Origin of the sequence: Streptomyces sp. WZ-12, assembly GCF_028898845.1 — a bacterium.
In the GTDB taxonomy this organism is placed as follows: domain Bacteria; phylum Actinomycetota; class Actinomycetes; order Streptomycetales; family Streptomycetaceae; genus Streptomyces.
Genome location: NZ_CP118574.1, coordinates 7,414,591 through 7,430,464, shown reverse-complemented (window position 1 = coordinate 7,430,464; position 15,874 = coordinate 7,414,591). Strand labels below are relative to the sequence as shown.

The 15,874-nt window shown below is 74.6% G+C and carries 17 protein-coding genes; 9 read left to right on the top strand and 8 right to left on the bottom strand.

Annotation, left to right across the window (positions count from 1 at the left end):
* Nucleotides 1–124: 124 nt before the first annotated feature.
* Nucleotides 125–1,093 (top strand): LysR family transcriptional regulator, encoded by a 969-nt coding sequence (locus tag PV796_RS32475; RefSeq protein ID WP_274917242.1) that lies wholly within the window; start codon nt 125–127, stop codon nt 1,091–1,093.
* Nucleotides 1,094–1,114: 21 nt separating this feature from the next.
* On the opposite strand, the gene PV796_RS32470 is transcribed toward PV796_RS32475, so the two are convergent.
* Nucleotides 1,115–1,525, bottom strand: coding sequence for an STAS domain-containing protein (locus PV796_RS32470; protein WP_274917240.1), 411 nt, complete (start codon nt 1,523–1,525; stop codon nt 1,115–1,117).
* A gap of 336 nt (nt 1,526–1,861) precedes the next feature.
* Between PV796_RS32470 and PV796_RS32465 the strand changes: the two genes are divergently transcribed.
* The 4 genes from PV796_RS32465 (at nt 1,862) to PV796_RS32450 (ending at nt 5,846) form a co-directional block, all read left to right on the top strand.
* Complete coding sequence (locus tag PV796_RS32465) at nt 1,862–2,623, top strand: DeoR/GlpR family DNA-binding transcription regulator (protein WP_274917238.1); 762 nt, start codon at nt 1,862–1,864, stop codon at nt 2,621–2,623.
* A 100-nt stretch (nt 2,624–2,723) separates the two neighbouring features.
* A complete protein-coding gene (locus PV796_RS32460; RefSeq protein WP_446750644.1) occupies nt 2,724–4,109 on the top strand; it encodes an ABC transporter substrate-binding protein in 1,386 nt (461 codons plus the stop codon).
* Nucleotides 4,090–5,001, top strand: a complete 912-nt coding sequence (locus tag PV796_RS32455; RefSeq protein WP_274917237.1) for a carbohydrate ABC transporter permease — start codon at nt 4,090–4,092, stop codon at nt 4,999–5,001. The genes PV796_RS32460 and PV796_RS32455 overlap by 20 nt, the downstream gene beginning before the upstream one ends.
* On the top strand, nt 4,998–5,846 hold the full coding sequence (locus PV796_RS32450; protein ID WP_274917233.1) for a carbohydrate ABC transporter permease: 849 nt from the start codon (nt 4,998–5,000) through the stop codon (nt 5,844–5,846). The genes PV796_RS32455 and PV796_RS32450 overlap by 4 nt, the downstream gene beginning before the upstream one ends.
* Before the next feature lie 50 nt (nt 5,847–5,896).
* Here the strand turns inward: PV796_RS32450 and PV796_RS32445 are convergent, their stop codons facing one another.
* Both PV796_RS32445 and PV796_RS32440 read right to left on the bottom strand, forming a co-directional pair.
* Entirely contained in the window at nt 5,897–6,400 is a 504-nt protein-coding gene (locus tag PV796_RS32445) for an NUDIX domain-containing protein (protein ID WP_274917231.1), read from the bottom strand.
* Nucleotides 6,397–7,932: an ATP-dependent DNA ligase gene (locus PV796_RS32440; protein WP_274917230.1), complete on the bottom strand. Its 1,536-nt coding sequence runs from the start codon at nt 7,930–7,932 to the stop codon at nt 6,397–6,399. Before PV796_RS32440 ends, PV796_RS32445 begins: the two co-directional genes overlap by 4 nt.
* 82 nt (nt 7,933–8,014) lie before the next feature.
* Here PV796_RS32440 and PV796_RS32435 point away from each other — a divergent pair, with 82 nt between their 5' ends.
* Together PV796_RS32435 and PV796_RS32430 are read left to right on the top strand one after the other, a co-directional pair.
* Nucleotides 8,015–8,713 (top strand): histone deacetylase, encoded by a 699-nt coding sequence (locus PV796_RS32435; RefSeq protein ID WP_274917229.1) that lies wholly within the window; start codon nt 8,015–8,017, stop codon nt 8,711–8,713.
* An 86-nt stretch (nt 8,714–8,799) separates the two neighbouring features.
* A complete protein-coding gene (locus PV796_RS32430) occupies nt 8,800–10,119 on the top strand; it encodes a phosphoribosyltransferase family protein (RefSeq protein WP_274917227.1) in 1,320 nt (439 codons plus the stop codon).
* Nucleotides 10,120–10,194: 75 nt separating this feature from the next.
* On the opposite strand, the gene PV796_RS32425 is transcribed toward PV796_RS32430, so the two are convergent.
* Nucleotides 10,195–11,310 (bottom strand): baeRF3 domain-containing protein, encoded by a 1,116-nt coding sequence (locus tag PV796_RS32425; RefSeq protein ID WP_274917225.1) that lies wholly within the window; start codon nt 11,308–11,310, stop codon nt 10,195–10,197.
* A 369-nt stretch (nt 11,311–11,679) separates the two neighbouring features.
* Here PV796_RS32425 and PV796_RS32420 point away from each other — a divergent pair, with 369 nt between their 5' ends.
* Nucleotides 11,680–12,114 carry a CBS domain-containing protein gene (locus tag PV796_RS32420; RefSeq protein WP_274917223.1) on the top strand — a complete coding sequence of 145 codons (435 nt, stop codon included), beginning with the start codon at nt 11,680–11,682 and terminating at the stop codon, nt 12,112–12,114.
* 140 nt (nt 12,115–12,254) lie between these two features.
* Here the strand turns inward: PV796_RS32420 and PV796_RS32415 are convergent, their stop codons facing one another.
* Nucleotides 12,255–13,121 carry a 3-hydroxybutyrate dehydrogenase gene (locus tag PV796_RS32415; RefSeq protein WP_274917221.1) on the bottom strand — a complete coding sequence of 289 codons (867 nt, stop codon included), beginning with the start codon at nt 13,119–13,121 and terminating at the stop codon, nt 12,255–12,257.
* Between the two features lie 159 nt (nt 13,122–13,280).
* On the opposite strand from PV796_RS32415, the gene PV796_RS32410 reads away from it, so the two are divergent.
* Complete coding sequence (locus PV796_RS32410) at nt 13,281–13,820, top strand: hypothetical protein (protein ID WP_274917219.1); 540 nt, start codon at nt 13,281–13,283, stop codon at nt 13,818–13,820.
* Nucleotides 13,821–13,827: 7 nt separating this feature from the next.
* Here PV796_RS32410 and PV796_RS32405 read toward each other — a convergent pair whose 3' ends face one another.
* From PV796_RS32405 to PV796_RS32395, 3 genes are all read right to left on the bottom strand, one after another.
* Nucleotides 13,828–14,322 carry an NUDIX hydrolase gene (locus PV796_RS32405; protein ID WP_274917218.1) on the bottom strand — a complete coding sequence of 165 codons (495 nt, stop codon included), beginning with the start codon at nt 14,320–14,322 and terminating at the stop codon, nt 13,828–13,830.
* A 59-nt stretch (nt 14,323–14,381) separates the two neighbouring features.
* A complete protein-coding gene (locus tag PV796_RS32400) occupies nt 14,382–14,996 on the bottom strand; it encodes a hypothetical protein (RefSeq protein WP_274917217.1) in 615 nt (204 codons plus the stop codon).
* 67 nt (nt 14,997–15,063) lie between these two features.
* On the bottom strand, nt 15,064–15,861 hold the full coding sequence (locus tag PV796_RS32395) for a glutamate racemase (RefSeq protein ID WP_274917215.1): 798 nt from the start codon (nt 15,859–15,861) through the stop codon (nt 15,064–15,066).
* Nucleotides 15,862–15,874: the final 13 nt, after the last annotated feature.

Genomic DNA, 15,874 nt, shown 5'->3' with positions numbered 1-15,874 from the left:
TGGTGACCGTCGGGGGGTCGCCCGTCCATGCAGCGTCGTTGGAGGTGATCTATCAGGAGGTGTGCGGCCGCGGGGGTTTGCGGCGGTGCGGATGGCTTCGGTGAGGGGTGGGTAGGGTCCCGCCGTGGAATTGCCGGGGGTGCAGCTACGGACGCTGTTGGAGCTGACCCGCAGCCGCACGATGACGGCCGCCGCGGTGGCGCTGGGCTACACGCCGGGCGCGGTCTCCCAGCACGTCGCCGCGCTGGAGCGGGCCACCGGCACCGAGTTGGTCCGTCGGGCCGGGCGCCGGATGGAGCTGACGGACGCCGGGCAGACGCTGGCGGAGCACGCCGAGCGGATCCTGGGGGCGCAGGCCGAGGCGGTGGCGGCCCTGGAGCGGTCCCGCGGGATGGTGGGCGGGCGGCTGCGGCTGGGGGTCTTCGGGACGGCGGCGGCGATGCTGCTGCCGCCGGCCCTGCGCCGGTTGGCCGCGCAGCACCCCGCGGTGCGGGTGGTGGGGCACGAGGTGGACGTGGACCAGGCGTACGCGGAGGTGCGGGCGGGGCGGGTGGACGTGGCGCTCGGGCTGGACTATCCGGACGCGCCGCTGGACCGGGACGGCGCGGTGGAGTTGGTGCGGCTGCGGTCGGAGCGGTTCTCGCTGGCGATGCCGGCCGGGCGGGCGCCCCGGGAGAGGGAGCGGGTCCCGCTGTCGCTGGCCGGGGCCGCGCGGCACGACTGGATCCTGCCGCCGGCCGACTCGTATTACGGGCGGGCGATCCGGACGGCCTGCCGGCGGGCGGGCGGTGAGCCGCGGGTGGTGCACGAGATGACGGACACCGCGACGTCGCTGGCGATGGTGGGGGCCGGGCTGGGGGTGGCGCCGCTGACCGCGCTGATGCTGCGGCTGCGGTCGGAGGGGATCGTGGCGGTGCCGCTGCGGGAGACCGTCGAGCGGCACATCGTGGTCGCGGTCGGCGCCGCCGCCCGGGGCCGGCCGTCGGTGACGGCGCTGATCGCGGCGCTGCGGGCGGAGGCGGAGCCGGGTGCGGGGAACGTCACACTCAGGAGTCAGACCGCCCGGTCGGCGGCGCTTCGCTCGCAGGCGTGAGTCCACGGCGCCGTGGCCGAGTCAGTCCGCGCCGTCGGCGTCACCGGCCGGTGGCCACGCGGGGCGACTGGCGGCGGGGACCGCGGCCAACGCGTGGCCGACCGTCGGGTAGCAGGAGAAGACCCCCAGGGACTGCGTGCCGACCAGCAGCTTCAGCATCCGTACGCCCAGCGACGCCAGCAGCAGCCGGCCCTCCAGTCGCCGGCAGAGCCACTCCAGGGCGAGCAGGCAGCTCAGGCCGCGGGAGTCGCAGAACCGCAGCGCGGTCAGGTCCAGCACGAGGAAGCGGTGCCCGGCCGAGACGACGGACCGGGCCTCGGCGAGGAACGCCTGCTCGGTGCGGAGGTCCAACTCCCCGCTGACCCGCAGCACCGCGCACTCGTCCTCCTGGACGAGTGCGGTGACCGCCAACGACCGCATCTCCGAGCTCATGGCGTCCAGCCTAAGCGCCGTCGAACCCCGCACCACCGGTGTGGCACCGGCGTGCGCGGGCCGGCTCGGGGCGCGGTGACGGACGTGTGCAGAGGCGGGAACGGGCCCGGCACGCGCGCCGGGGCCCGGAAGACGGCCTTCGGAAGCGGGCAAAACCGGGCGGCTTTGGTTCCGTAACGGGCGGCGGCGGGCAGGTGATCTGTTGCTATAAACCTGGCTGCGGGCAGAAACGGGCGCCGCCGTGACCGAACGGAAAGCGATCCACCAAGGACGCGACCGTTCGGAAGCGGGCGGACGGAGCGCGGCGGGCGATCCCGCCAGGGGCAGGAGTGAGCGATGAGGGCAGAGGAACGCCAGAGCCGTCTGCTGGTGCTCGCCCGGCAGTCCGGGCGGGTGGAGGTGGCCGAGGCGGCCGACGAGTTCGGGGTGGCCCGCGAGACCGTCCGGCGCGACCTGCGGGAGCTGGAGCGGCGCGGGCTGGTCCGACGCACGCACGGGGCGGCCTACCCGGTCGAGAGCGCGGGCTACGAGACCACGTTGGCGCGGCGGGAGACCCAGCAGGTGCCGGAGAAGCGGCGGATCGCGGCGGCCGCGGCCCAGCTCGTCGGCGAGGCGGAGACGGTCTTCGTCGACGAGGGGTACACCCCCGAGCTGGTCGCGATGCTGCTGCCGACGGACCGGCCGCTGACCGTGCTGACCGCGTCGCTGCGCACCGCCTCGCTGGTGGCGGCGTCCGACACCACGACCGTGCTGCTGGCCGGCGGGCGGGTGCGGGCCGGGACCCAGGCGACGGTCGGGCCGTGGTGCCGGGACATGCTCGCCGGCTTCGTGGTCGACCTGGCGTTCCTCGGTGCCAACGGGATCTCCCGCGAACACGGCCTGACCACGCCCGATCCGGCGGTCGCCGACGTGAAGGCGCAGGCGGTGCGCTCGTCGCGGCGGCGGGTGCTGGTCGGGGTGCACAGCAAGTTCGGGGCCAGCAGCTTCTGCCGGTTCGCCGCGATCGGCGACGTCGACGCGATCGTCACCGACACCGGGCTCTCCGCGCCGGAGGCCCACCGCTACTCCCTCCTGGGGCCGCAGGTGCTCCGGGTCTGACGTCCGACGTCCCCCCTCACCGCCGCCGGCCCGGCCGGCAACACCCCTGGCATGCCCATGCCCGTCCCCTCGGGCCGAACCACCCGGAAAGGCAGGAGCCGTGCGCGCACGATCCCCCGGAGCCGTCGGCGGCGCGGGCCGCCGCCTGAGGCGGCTGGCCGCCCTCGCGGCCGCCCTGTCGCTGACCGCCACCGGCTGCTACCGCGGCGCCGGCGGCAGCGGCGACGGCGGTCCGCACACCCTCAACGTGCTGATGGTGAACAACCCGCAGATGGTGGACCTCCAGCGGCTCACCGCCGAGCACTTCACCAAGGAGACCGGCATCCGCGTCCACTTCACCGTGCTGCCGGAGGACGACCTCCGCGACAAGATGAGCCAGGACTTCTCCAGCCAGGCCGGACAGTACGACGTGGCCAGCCTCAGCAACTACGAGACGCCCATCTACGCCCGCAACGGCTGGCTCGCTCCACTGGGCCAACTGGCCGCCAGGGACCGGACGTTCGACCAGAAGGACATCCTCGCGCCGGTGCGCTCCTCGCTCACCGCCGCCGACGGCGAGGTCTACGCGGAGCCGTTCTACGGCGAGTCGTCGTTCCTGATGTACCGCAAGGACCTGCTGAAGGCGGCCGGGCTGACCATGCCCGCCCGGCCGACCTGGACCCAAGTTGCCGCGCTCGCCGCCAAGTTGGACGGCATCCGCAAGGGCCTGAAGGGCATCTGCCTGCGCGGACAGCCCGGTTGGGGGCAGTTGGCCGCGCCGCTGACGACGGTGGTCAACACCTTCGGCGGCACCTGGTTCGACAAGGACTGGAAGGCCGGGGTGGACAGCCCGGAGTTCGCCCGGGCGGTCCGCTTCTACGTCGATCTGGTCCGCGCGCACGGCGAACCCGGCGCGCCCCAGGCCGGCTACACCGAGTGCCTCAACGCGATGCAGCAGGGCAAGGTCGCCATGTGGTACGACGCCACCGCCGGCGCCGGGTCGCTGGAGAGCGCGGACTCCCCCGTCGCCGGCACGATCGGCTACGCCCCGGCGCCGGTCGAGCGGACCCGCAGCGCGGGCTGGCTCTACACCTGGGCCTGGGGCATCCAGAAGGCCAGCACGCACCAGGGCGCGGCCTGGCAGTTCGTCCGCTGGGCGTCCGGCAAGGGCTACGAACGGTTGGTGGGCCGGGAGTTGGGCTGGTCGCGGGTGCCGGGCGGCAAGCGCGCCTCGACCTACCGCGACCCGGCGTACCGCACGGCGGCCGGGGCGTTCGCGGCGGCGACCGAGCGGGCGATCACCTCGGCGCGGCCGGATGACCCGGGGGTGCAGCCGCGGCCGGCGCCCGGCATCCAGTTCGTGGGCATACCGGAGTTCTCGGACCTGGGGACCACGGTGTCGCAGGAGATCAGCTCGGCGATCGCCGGCAAGCAGAGCGTCGCCGACGCGCTGCGGACCGGCCAGCGGCTGGCGCGGGAGGTGTCCGATGCGTACACCGCGCACTGAGCGGGCCGCGAACTGGGCCCGGCGGGCCCCGCTGCTGCCCGCCCTGGTCTTCCTGATCGCGGTCACTCAACTCCCGTTCGTGGCAACGGTGGTGATCTCCTTCCTGCGCTGGAACGCGCTCGCGCCCGACCACCGCGGATTCGCCGCCCTGGACAACTACCGGGCGGTGGTCACCGACCCCGCCCTGCGCTCGTCGATCGCCACAACGGTGCTGCTGACGGTGTCGGTGGTGCTGACCAGCCTGCTGCTGGGGCTCGGCCTGGCGCTGCTGCTGGACCGCAGGTTCATCGGCCGGGGCGTCGTCCGCACCCTGCTGATCACCCCGTTCCTGGTGGTGCCGGTGGCCGCCGCGCTGCTGTGGAAGCACGCGCTCTACAACGCCTCGTACGGGCTGCTCAACGGCGTGCTGACGTGGGTGTGGCGGCTGTTCGGCGCCGGCGACCCGCCGCAGCCGGACTGGATGACCAACTCCCCGCTGGCGGCCGTCGCGTTGTCGCTGGTCTGGCAGTGGACGCCGTTCATGATGCTGATCCTGCTGGCCGGCCTGCAGAGCCGGCCGGCGGACGCGGTGGAGGCGGCCCGGATGGACGGGGCGTCCGCCTTCGGCATCTTCCGCCACCTCACCCTGCCGCACCTGCGGCGTTACCTCGAACTCGCGGCGCTGCTCGGCACGGTCTACATCGTGCAGAACTTCGACGCGGTGTTCACCATCACCTCCGGCGGACTGGGCACCGCCAACCTGCCGTACACCATCTACCAGACCTTCTACCAGGCCCATGACTACGGCCGGGCGTCCGCGCAGGGCGTCGTGGTGGTGCTGTGCTCACTGCTGGTGGCGAACTTCGCCCTGCGCACCGTGTCGTCCCTGCTGCGCGAGGAGATCACCCGATGACGCGAGGAGAGAACCGGGTCGACCGGCGGACCCGGGGCGTGCTGGGGCTGGTGGCCTGGCTGTGCGGGCTGGCCTTCTTCCTGCCGGTGGCCTGGATGGTGCTGACCTCCTTCCACCGCGAGACGGACGCCGCGACCAACCCGCCGAGCCTGACCGCGCCGCTCACCCTCCACGGCTACCGGGAGTTCTTCGGCGCGGGCGGCGCGGGGGTGAGCCCCTGGCCGCCGCTGATCAACTCGCTGACCGCATCGGTGGCTTCGACGCTGCTGGTGCTGGTGCTGGCGGTCCCGGCGGCGTACGCGCTGTCCATCAGGCCGGTGCGCAAATGGCGCGATGTGCTGTTCTTCTTCCTGTCGACCAAGATGCTGCCGCTGGTGGCCGGGCTGCTGCCGATCTATCTGGTCGCCCAGAACACCCGGATGCTGGACAGCATTTGGCTGCTGGTCATCCTCTACACCTCGATGAACCTGCCGATCGCGGTGTGGATGATGCGGTCCTTCCTGGCCGAGGTGCCGGTGGAGATCCTGGAGGCCGCCTCGCTCGACGGGGCCGGGCTGCCCACCACGCTGCTGCGGATCGTGGCGCCGGTCGCCCTGCCGGGCCTGGCCGCGACCGCCCTGATCTCCTTCATCTTCAGCTGGAACGAGCTGCTGTTCGCCCGGGTGTTGACGGGAATCGTGGCCGGCACCTCCCCGGTGTTCCTGACCGGCCTGGTCACCAGCCAGGGCCTGTTCCTGGCGAAGGTGTGCGCGGCGGCCACCGTGGTCTCGCTGCCGGTGCTGGTCGCCGGCTTCGCCGCCCAGGACAAGCTGGTACAGGGGCTGTCGTTGGGCGCGGTGAAGTGAGGGCGCAGCGGTGGAAGCTACCGGGGCGGCGGGAGTGACAGGACCGGCGGTCAGCCGGCGGGCTCGTCGGGCTCGTCGTCGAGGGTCGCCAACAGCCGGTCGACGAAAGCCCGTTGGGCCGTGACCAGCCGCCCGCGCGCCTCCTCCGGGGTGCACCAGGCCACCCGGTCGATCTCCGGGAAGCTGCGGACCGCCCCGGAGCCGCGCGGCCACTCCATCTCGAAGGTGCCGGGCACGATCCGGTCCGGGTCGAGGGCGCCCGCGACGGCCCAGACCGTCACCACCTTGCCGCCGGACTGCCGGACCTCCCCCAGCGGCAGGTACCGGCCGTCCGGCGGCGCCGTCCCCAACTCCTCGGCGAACTCCCGCCGGGCCGCGGCCAACGGCTCCTCCGGCGGCAGGTACTCCCCCTTCGGCACCGTCCACGCACCCGCGTCCCGACGGGCCCACAGCGGCCCGCCCATATGCGCCAACAGCACCTCGACCCCGCCGTCCGCACCCCTGCGGTGCAGCAGCAGCCCGGCGCTCCGCCTCCCGGCCGTGCGTCCCGTCACGGCCGCTCCGCCAGCACCGTCTCGATCGTGTCGGCCTCCGCCGCCGTCTTGTCCTCCCGGTAGCGCAGCACGCGGGCGAACCGCAGGGTGACCCCGGCCGGATAGCGGGGCGAGGTCTGGAGCCCGTCGTAGGCGATCTCCACGACGAGTTCCGGGCGGACCGTGACCACATGGCCGTCGTCCGCCACCGCCCGCTCCCGCAGTTGGTCGGTCTGCCAGTCGAGGGTGGCGTCGGTCAGGCCCTTGAAGGTCTTGCCCAGCATGACGAAGCCGCCGTCCGCGGCCCGCGCCCCGAGGTGCAGGTTGGAGAGCCGGCCGGTGCGCCGACCGTGCCCCCACTCGGCCGCCAGGACCACCAGGTCCAGGGTGTGCACCGGCTTCACCTTGAGCCAACCGGCGCCCCGGCGGCCGGCGTTGTAGGGCGCGTCGAGCGCCTTGACCACGACGCCCTCGTGGCCGCGGCGCAGGGTGTCGGCGAAGAACTCCGCGGCGGCGGCCCGCGCCCCGGCGTCGTCCGGGTCCTCGACGACGAGCCGCCGCACCCGCGCCGACTCCGGGACGAGCGAGGCGAGTTCGGTGGCCCGCTCCACCCCCGGGAGGTCCAGCAGCTCGCGGTCGCCGAGCGCGAGGAGGTCGAAGAAGACCGGAGTCAGCGGGAGGGCCGCACGGGCCGCGGCGACGTCCGCGCGGGAGCCGAACCGGCCGGCGACCCGCTGGAACGGCACCGGCCGCCCGTCCGCCCCCAGGGCGATCACCTCCCCGTCGAGGATGCACCGCGCGACGGTCAACCCCCGTACCAGCGCGACGACTTCGGGCAGCCGGTCGGTGACCTCGTCCAGGGTGCGGGTGTGGATCCGCACGTCCGGGCCGTCCCGGTGCACCTGGACCCGGATGCCGTCCAACTTCTCCTCCACCGCGCAGCGGCCGAGCCGGTCGATCGCCTCGTCCACGGAGCCGGCACTCGCCGCGAGCATCGGCCCGACGGGTCGGCCGACGGTGAGCCGGAAGCCGGCCAGCGCGGGCGGGCCCTGGGCGAGCAGCGCCGCGGCGACGTCCGGGAGCGAACCGGCGAGCATCACGGCCCGCCGCACCGCGTCCGCGGGCGCGCCGGTGGCCGCGGCCAACCCCTCGACGGCCAGCGCGTCCAGGGCGCCCTGCCGCACCTCACCGGTCAGCAGCCCGTACAGGAACCGCTGCTCCTGGGCGGTGGCCGCGGCGAACAGCTCCCGGACCAGGCGCCGCCGTTCGGCCTGCGCGCCGGGGCCGGCGACCCGGGCCAGGGTGGTCAGCGCGGCGTCCACCGCGCGGACGGTGAGGGTGGCCGCGTCCGCGGGCGGCGGCGGGTCGCGCAGCACGCTCCAGCCGACGCCGATCCGCCCCTGGGGCAGCCGCCCGGCCAGATAGGGGATGACCAGCGGGGCGTCCTGTGGGCCGGCGGCCCGGAACAGCCCGGCCAGCAGCGCGGCCTTCCGCGACCGGGCCGAGGTGGCGGCGACCTCCGCCGACACCTGTGCGAGCGCCGCGAGCAACATACGGTCATCCTGCCCCCGCGGCACCCCGACCGCTTCCGCAGGCGGCCCGGCACCGGCCCCACCCGGGCGCTACCGTGAAGAGGTGACCGCGCCCCGCGTCCCGGCCCCCCTCGACGTCCCCTCCGACGGCGCCGCCGCCGTCCGGCACGTCTGGTACGCCGCGTACGGCTCCAACGCCCACCCGGAACGGCTCGGCTACTACCTCACCGGCGGCCGCCCACCGGGCGGACTGCGCGACTTCCCCGGGTGCCGCGACCCCCGCCCGCCGCGGCGCAGCACGCCCCTCCTCCTGCGCGGCCGCCTGTACTTCGCCACCGAGTCGGCGGTCTGGACCGGCGGCCGCGCCTTCTACGACCCCGACGCCGACGGCGAACTCCCCTGCCACGCCTACCTCCTGACGCTCCCCCAATTCTCCGACGTGGCCGCCCAGGAGATGTACCGGGACCCGACCACGGACCTCGACCTGACGCCGGTCCTCACCCACGGCCGGGACCGACTGGGCCCCGGCCGCTACGAGACGCTGGTCTGCCCCGGCCGGCTCGACGGCCACCCGGTGCTGACCTTCACCGCCCCCTGGCGCAGCACGGACGTCCCCCCGAACCCGCCGTCCGCCGCCTACCTCCGCCACATCGCGGCCGGCATCGGCGCCGCCCACGGCTGGCCCCCGCACCGCACCGCGGCCTATCTCGCCGCGTGCCCGGGGGTGCACCCACGGTGGTCGGCGCCGGACATCGCGGCCCTGCTCGCCCCGGACCGCCCGGGCCCCGCCCCCACCGGGTGACCGACTTGCGCGGGCCCCCGAGCGGCGTTATGCCGGACTTAGGTGTGGACGTGGCTTCCGTCTCCCCTGAGTAGGGGGTGCACACTGTGCTGTTCACTGACCGTGCGGACGCCGGACGGCGACTGGCCGAGGCGTTGCGTCATCTGGAAGAGGAAGAGCCGGTCGTCCTGGGCCTGCCCCGTGGCGGGGTCCCGGTGGCGTACCAGGTGGCCCTGGCCCTGCACGCCCCCCTCGATGTGATCGTGGTCCGCAAGCTGGGCGTCCCGTACCAACGGGAGCTGGGCTTCGGCGCGATCGGCGAGGGCGGGGTGCGGGTGCTCAGCGACGACATCATCCGCCGCGGCCGGGTCGGGCCCGAGGACGTCGACGCGGTGCAGCGCACCGAGGAGGCCGAACTCGCCCGCCAGGCCGGGCGCTTCCGGGCCGGCCGAGCACGTCTGCCGCTGCACGGCCGGACCGCGATCGTCATCGACGACGGCATCGCGACCGGATCGACCGCGGCGGCCGCCTGCCAGGTCGTCCGCGCCCAGGGCGCGGCCCGGGTCGTGCTGGCCGTCCCGGTGGCGCCGCCGGACGCCGCCGAGCGACTGCGCACCCTGGCCGACGAGTTCGTCTGCCTCTCCACCCCGTACGCGTTCTCCGCGGTGGGCGAGTGGTACGAGGACTTCTCCCAGACCTCGGACGACGAGGTGGTCGCCCTGCTCGCCCACGCCGCGGCCGGCACCGCTCCCCGGGCCGGCGCCCGCGCCCGGGCGGTGCGCGGCGCGGGCGAGCCGGAGGAGGTGCGGATCGAGGCCGGTCCGATCCGGCTGACCGGGGACCTGACGCTGCCCGCGCCGGGCGGGCCGGTGGTGATGTTCGCACACGGCTCCGGCAGCAGCCGGCACAGCCCCCGCAACCACGCGGTGGCCGTGGCCCTGAACCGCGCCGGCCTGGGCACCCTGCTCTTCGATCTGCTCACCCCGGCCGAGGAGTTCGACCGGGCCAAGGTCTTCGACATCGACGCCCTGGCCCGGCGGTTGGCCGACGCCACCCGCTGGCTGCGGGACCGCGAGTCCGTGCCGATCGGCTACTTCGGCGCCAGCACCGGCGCCGCGGCCGCGCTACGGGCCGCCGCCTACCCCGATGCGGACATCGGCGCCGTGGTCTCCCGCGGCGGCCGCCCCGACCTCGCCGGCCGCTCGCTGCTCGCCTCCGTCCGGGCCCCGACGCTGCTGATCGTCGGCGGCGCCGACACCCTGGTCATGGAGCTCAACCGTCAGGCCCAGTCGGCGTTGACCTGCGAGAACAAGCTCGAAATCGTCCCCGGCGCCACCCATCTCTTCGAGGAACGGGGCGCCCTGGACCAGGTCTCCGCGCTCGCCCGCGACTGGTTCACCCGCCACTTCCACCTGCTGCCGGCGTAACACGCACCTCACGCGGACCGCAACGGCGGCCGGCGCCCGCCTCGTTGGGGCGCCGACCGCCGCGCGCTCGCGGCCTCAGTACCGCAAGGTCCCCGCGATCCCGCCCACCTCGGCGAGCACGCCGTCGGGGACGAACCGTACCTCGGCACCGGTGTCCAACGACCGCTCCACGATCGCGTCCACGATGTCGTCGACGGAGTCCGGGTCGCCGGGCTCGGCCGGCATGAGGTGATCGCCGGCGTCCCGCACGGTCTCCCGGTAGTTCTCCTCCACCGCCAGCAGCGCGACCCGGCCCACCTCGGCGTTCTGCCGGATCTCGTCCACGCCGGCCGCGAAGGTGCGGCGACCGCGCGCCCGGTCCAGTTCGGCCAGCACATCGGCGACTTCGGCCTCCGCGCGCTTCTCGGCGTACGGGCGGATCGCCTGCCAGAGGGCGTCCGGCGGGCCACCCGCCAGCCCCGTGTGCGGCACCTGCGTCACCGTGATCTTGGTGCCGGTGCCGCCCCGCACGACCGTCCCGGCATCGTCGAACAGCGAGAGCGCCGCCGCCTCGCCGACGACGTAGAGCGGCCGGGGGTCAGTCCTGACGATGGCCGCGAGCGCGGTGTCCGCGTCCCGCAGGAACCTGCGGGTGTGCTCGTCACGGAAGGTGCTGGGCACGTCGCCCACCTGCAACTGGTCCTCGGGATCGGGGTCCACCAGGCTGCGGGTCAGCGGGAATCCGCCGCGGTGCACCTCGGTGACGCGGTCCAACGCACCGCTCCACAGGCTGACGCGGTCGGCGGAGAGCGCCAGCACCCAGAACGGGTGCTCGGCGGCCTGCGCGGCGACGAGGTTGCGGGTGAGGAAGGTGTCCGAGAGCACCACCCGGGCCGGGACCGTGCGCCCCAGCGACCACACCTGGTGCTCCCCCGGTGCCGCGAAGACGGCCATGCCCTCCTCGGCGTGCGTCAGGTCGATCTCCGACACCGCCCGGTCCAACTGCTCGATGACATCGATCCGTCGCTCCCTGGAGACGTCCGGATCGTCCTGGAGCCGCTCCTTGGCCTCCGCCAGCATGTTCCGCAGCAGGACCGGGTCCTGTGCGTTGTCCGGCTCACGGCGGTGCGTGGGCAGCAGGACCGACACGGCCGGATAGGGCCGCTGCCGGCGGAGTTCGGCGAGGTCAGCGGAGCTGAGCGCAGCATGCATCGGAACCCTTCTTTCGGTGCGGGGATTCACGAAGCGGAAGCGGAACCGCAAGGGGGGCGGCGGAACCGCGGTACTACGAACGATATGCCCGATTCCCCGGTCGGGCAGCAGGTGCGCGGACCGCCGCATCGCGCCCCTGTGGCCGCGGGATTGCGGCCCACGCGACGGCGTCCCGGCCCCGGAAGCGACCTTGCACCATCCGTGGTGTCATCGAAGAAAAGACGCCCCGCGCATCGCGGGGACGCCATGCGACGAACATCCCCAGGAGCCCTCCCCAGAGCGAAGAGCACACCCAAAACCCGCTCCCGAGGACGCTCCGTAGCACCCCCAGAACCCAGAACACCCAGCCCTGCGACAGCGGGAGGAATCATGGCCGGCAACCTGCGAGCCCGGGACATCATGACCGGTGGCGTGCAATGCGTCGGCGCGCACCAGTCGTTGAAGGACGCGGCACAGATGATGCGCGACCTGAAGGTCGGTGCGCTGCCCATCTGCGGCGACAACAACAAGCTGACGGGCATGATCACCGATCGTGACATCGTGATCAAGTGCTGCGCCGAGGGCATCGACCCGTCTACGGTGCAGGCCGGTTCGCTGCAGAGCAAGATCCACTGGATCGACGCCGACGCGGACGCCGGCGACGTCCTGCGCACCATGGAGCAGCACCGGATCAAGCGCCTCCCGGTGATCGACGTCAAGGGCGGTCACCAACTGGTCGGCATGATCACCGAGGCCAATCTGGCCAAGAGCCTCACCGACGCCCAGGTCGCCGAGTTCGCCAACCGCGTCTACGCGAGCGCCTGATCCCCCTTCCCCATCCCTGACTGCGCTGCGCCCGCGGCGCGTTGCGCATCAGCCCGGCCAACGACCCGCGTTGGCCGGTGCGTTGACGCATGCCACCACGGGCGCACACGGAGTCCCCTTGGCCCTGACGGCTCGGCCGCTCAGTGCGCGGTCCACCCCCCGTCCAGGGCCAGCGACGTCCCGGTCATGAACGACGCCTGCGGGGTGCACAGATACGCCACCGCCTCGGCGACCTCCGCCGGCTCGATGAGCCGCCTGAGCGCCGAGTCGACCAGCAGCACCTCGGTCAACACCCGCTCCTCGGGGATGCCGTGGGCGGCGGCCTGGTCGGCGATCTGCCGCTCCACCAGGGGCGTGCGGACATAGCCGGGGTTGACGCAGTTGCTGGTCACCCCGTGCGCGGCACCCTCCAGCGCGGCCGTCTTCGAGAGCCCCTCCAGCCCGTGCTTGGCGGCGACGTACGCGGACTTGAACGGCGAGGCCCGCAGCCCGTGCACGGACGAGACGTTGACGATCCGGCCCCAGCGCTGCCCGTACATGTGCGGCAGGGCCCCGCGCAGCAACCGGAACGGCGCCTCCAGCATCACCGTCAGCACCTGGTGGAACACCTCGGGCGGGAACTCCTCGATGGGGCGGACGAGTTGGATGCCGGCGTTGTTGACCAGCACGTCGCAGCCGGCCGCGCTCCGCTCCGCGGCGTCCAGGTCGGTGAGGTCAAGGGGGTGCGGCTCGATGGTGCCGGGGGTGGTGTCGGGCGCCTCCGCCACCAGATCGGCGAGGCCGTCGGCGTCCCGGTCGACGGCGCGCACGGTGGCGCCGGCGGCCGCCAACCGGTGGGCGCAGGCCCGCCCGATGCCGCTGGCGGCGCCGGTGACCAGGGCGACCCGGCCGCGCAGATCGAGGGCGACCGGCCCCGGCACACCGGGTACGGGAGGGGCGCCTGGGGAATCGGGGCTGGGAGGGGTGCCCGGCGCGGCCGGCACGCCGGGTCTGCTGCTCGCGGTCATCTGCGCATGATCGCAGCGAAGTCCCCGCCGCAACAGCCTCCCGGGGCGGCCCGTGACGCTCACCCGAACGGCCGCCCCCGGGTGCCACCGCCACGCCCGGCCTCCTAGCGTCGAACGACGCGGCGGGCCGACTGCGCACCGCCGTCCTAGGAGGCCGACATGCACAGGCTGCTCGCCGTGCCGACCGTGCTGCTCGCCCTGGCGGCCACCGGCTGCGGGGCCGGAGACGGCCTGGGGGAGGCGCCGGCCACCTCATCCGCGTCCGACCCGGGCGCCGGCCCGTACGGCACCCCGGAAGCCCCGGCCTCCCCCACCGTCCCGGGCCAGCCGGTGAGCTGCGGCGAGATCGCCGACGCGCTGGGCCGGGCGCACGGCGTCGCGCTGTTCGCGGATCCCGGCGCGGGCGGCACGGTGGGCTGCGGGGAGGTCCGCGCGGTGATGAAGGAGTTCTTCCTGCGGGCGCCGCCGCAGTCCCGCAAGCTCCCCGGGGCGCTGGCCGTGCGGGGCTGGTCCTGCCACTACGACGGCGGGCCGACCGGCACCTGGGTCACCGAATGCCGGCGCGGCGAACGGGAGATGCACACCGAGGAGGCCGACCAGGGCGGCGGCCCCAGCGGCCCGCCGGACGGCTCGGAGCTCCCCGGCGTGCCCGACGAGTCCTCGCTCCCGAACGGTCAGCCCTCGACCACCGAGCTGTAGCGGGCCGCTACCCCTGGGGCGACTTCGCCTGCCGCATCCCCCGGAACCACGTCGGGCCGGGCTCCAGCGCCCTCTCGATGCGGCTGCGCGCGTAGTCGTCCAACTCCGGGAGCGCGTCGAGGGGGAACCAGCCGACCTCCAGCGACTCGTCGTCGTTGACCCGCGCCTCGCCGCCGACCGCCCGGCAGCGCAGTGTGACGTCCATGAACTGGCACGCGTCGCCGTTCGGATACCGGACCGGCGGCATGGCCTCGACCAGGACCACGCCCTCGGGGACGACCTCCACCGCGGTCTCCTCGTGGACCTCGCGCACCGCGGTCTCGGCGGGCTGTTCACCGGGCTCGGGGATGCCGCCGATCACCGACCAGCCGCCGGTGTCCGCGCGCCTGGCGAGCAGCACCCGCCCCTCGTCGTCGAAGACCACCGCGCTCACCCCGGGCAGCCACAGCAGCTTGGTGCCGATGTCGGCCCGGAGGTCGCGGATGAAATCGGGGGTTGCCATGCATCGACCCTACGGGACCCGACGGCCGGTGCCGCCCGGCGCTGTCGAGGGCCGGCGCGCTACGCCGCCGACGCCGGCCGGCGCAGCCGGAGCCGCTCGCGGACGCAGGCCACCGCGCCCTGGGCGTCGTCCACGGTGACGGTGAAGGTCCGCCCGTCGCCGAGCCGGAGCACCAGCGCCTCGCCGCGGCGGACGACCACGGCGGTGCCCTGCTCGGGGCGCCAGCGGTAGCCCCAGCCACCCCAGTGGCGCGGGGTGACGCGGGGCGCGAAGTCGGCGTCGACGACCGTGTCCAGGGGGATCCGGCGGCGCGGCACTCCCATGTGGCCGCAGCGCACCTCCAGGTAGTCCGCGTCGACCCGGACCGCGACGCGGACGAAGGCGAGGGTGCCGTAGAGCACCAGCAGCCCGGCCGCGACGCAGCCGACCACGGCCATCACCAGGGGGGCCAGGCCGGTGGTCCAGGTGCTGTTGACGGCGAGCTCGACGCCCAGCGCCAGGCAGGCCGCGCCGATGCCGGCCAGCAGCCACTGGAAACGGTTGGTGGCGCTGCCCTGCCAGACCTCGGGGATCTCGGCGTGGGAGCCGCCCGTGGGGCGGACACCGCCCGGGACGGCGTCCGCGCCGGGGTGCTCATCGGGGGCTGCGGCCCCCTCGTGGGGGTGGTCCCTCATGGGACGCAGGGTACGCGCCTTCGCACCCTGGGGCAGCGCACGGAACGGGCGGGTGGCGCCCGGTGCGTCAGGCGGTGTGCGGGGCGGCCGGGACGGCGCCGGCGAGCAGCCGGCCCTCGGCGTACGCCAGGACCACCTCGGGCAGCGGGCCCGGGCGGCCGCTGAGCAGCACCTGGAGGGTGCCGGTGGGGGCGGCCGCGGGGGCCGGTTCGGCGCCGGCCCGGCGGAGCGCCTGGGCGGCGACCGCCTCGGCGGAGCCGTGCAGCACCAGGCGCGCGCCGCCGGGCTGTTGGACGGCGGCGCGGATCCGCTCGGCGACCAGCTCGTAGTGGGTGCAGCCCAGGACGACGGCCCGGACGTCGGGCGGGGTGAGCGCGGCGGCCGCGGCCACCGCGGCGTCGATCGCGTCCTCGTCGGCCTGCTCGACGGCGTCGGCGAGGCCCGGGCAGGGCACGCCGGTGACATCCACGCCCTGCGCGAAGCGGGCGATCAGGTCCTGCTGGTACGGGCTGCCGGTGGTGGCCGGGGTGGCCCAGATGGCGACCGGGCCGCCACCGGCCGCGGCGGGCTTGATCGCCGGGACGGTGCCGACGACCGGGATGGTCGGCTCCAGCTCGGCGCGGAGCGCGGGCAGCGCGTGCACAGAGGCGGTGTTGCAGGCGACGATCAGCGCGTCCGGGCGGTGGGCGGCGGCGGCGCGGGCCACGGCCAGGGCGTGCGCGGTGACGTCGTCGGGGGTGCGCGGGCCCCACGGCATGCCGTCGGGGTCGGTGGAGACGATCAGGTCCGCGTCCGGCCGCAGGCGTCGCACGGCGGCGGCCGCCGGGAGCAGGCCCGTTCCGGAGTCCATCAGCGCGATCTTCACCCGGACACTTTAC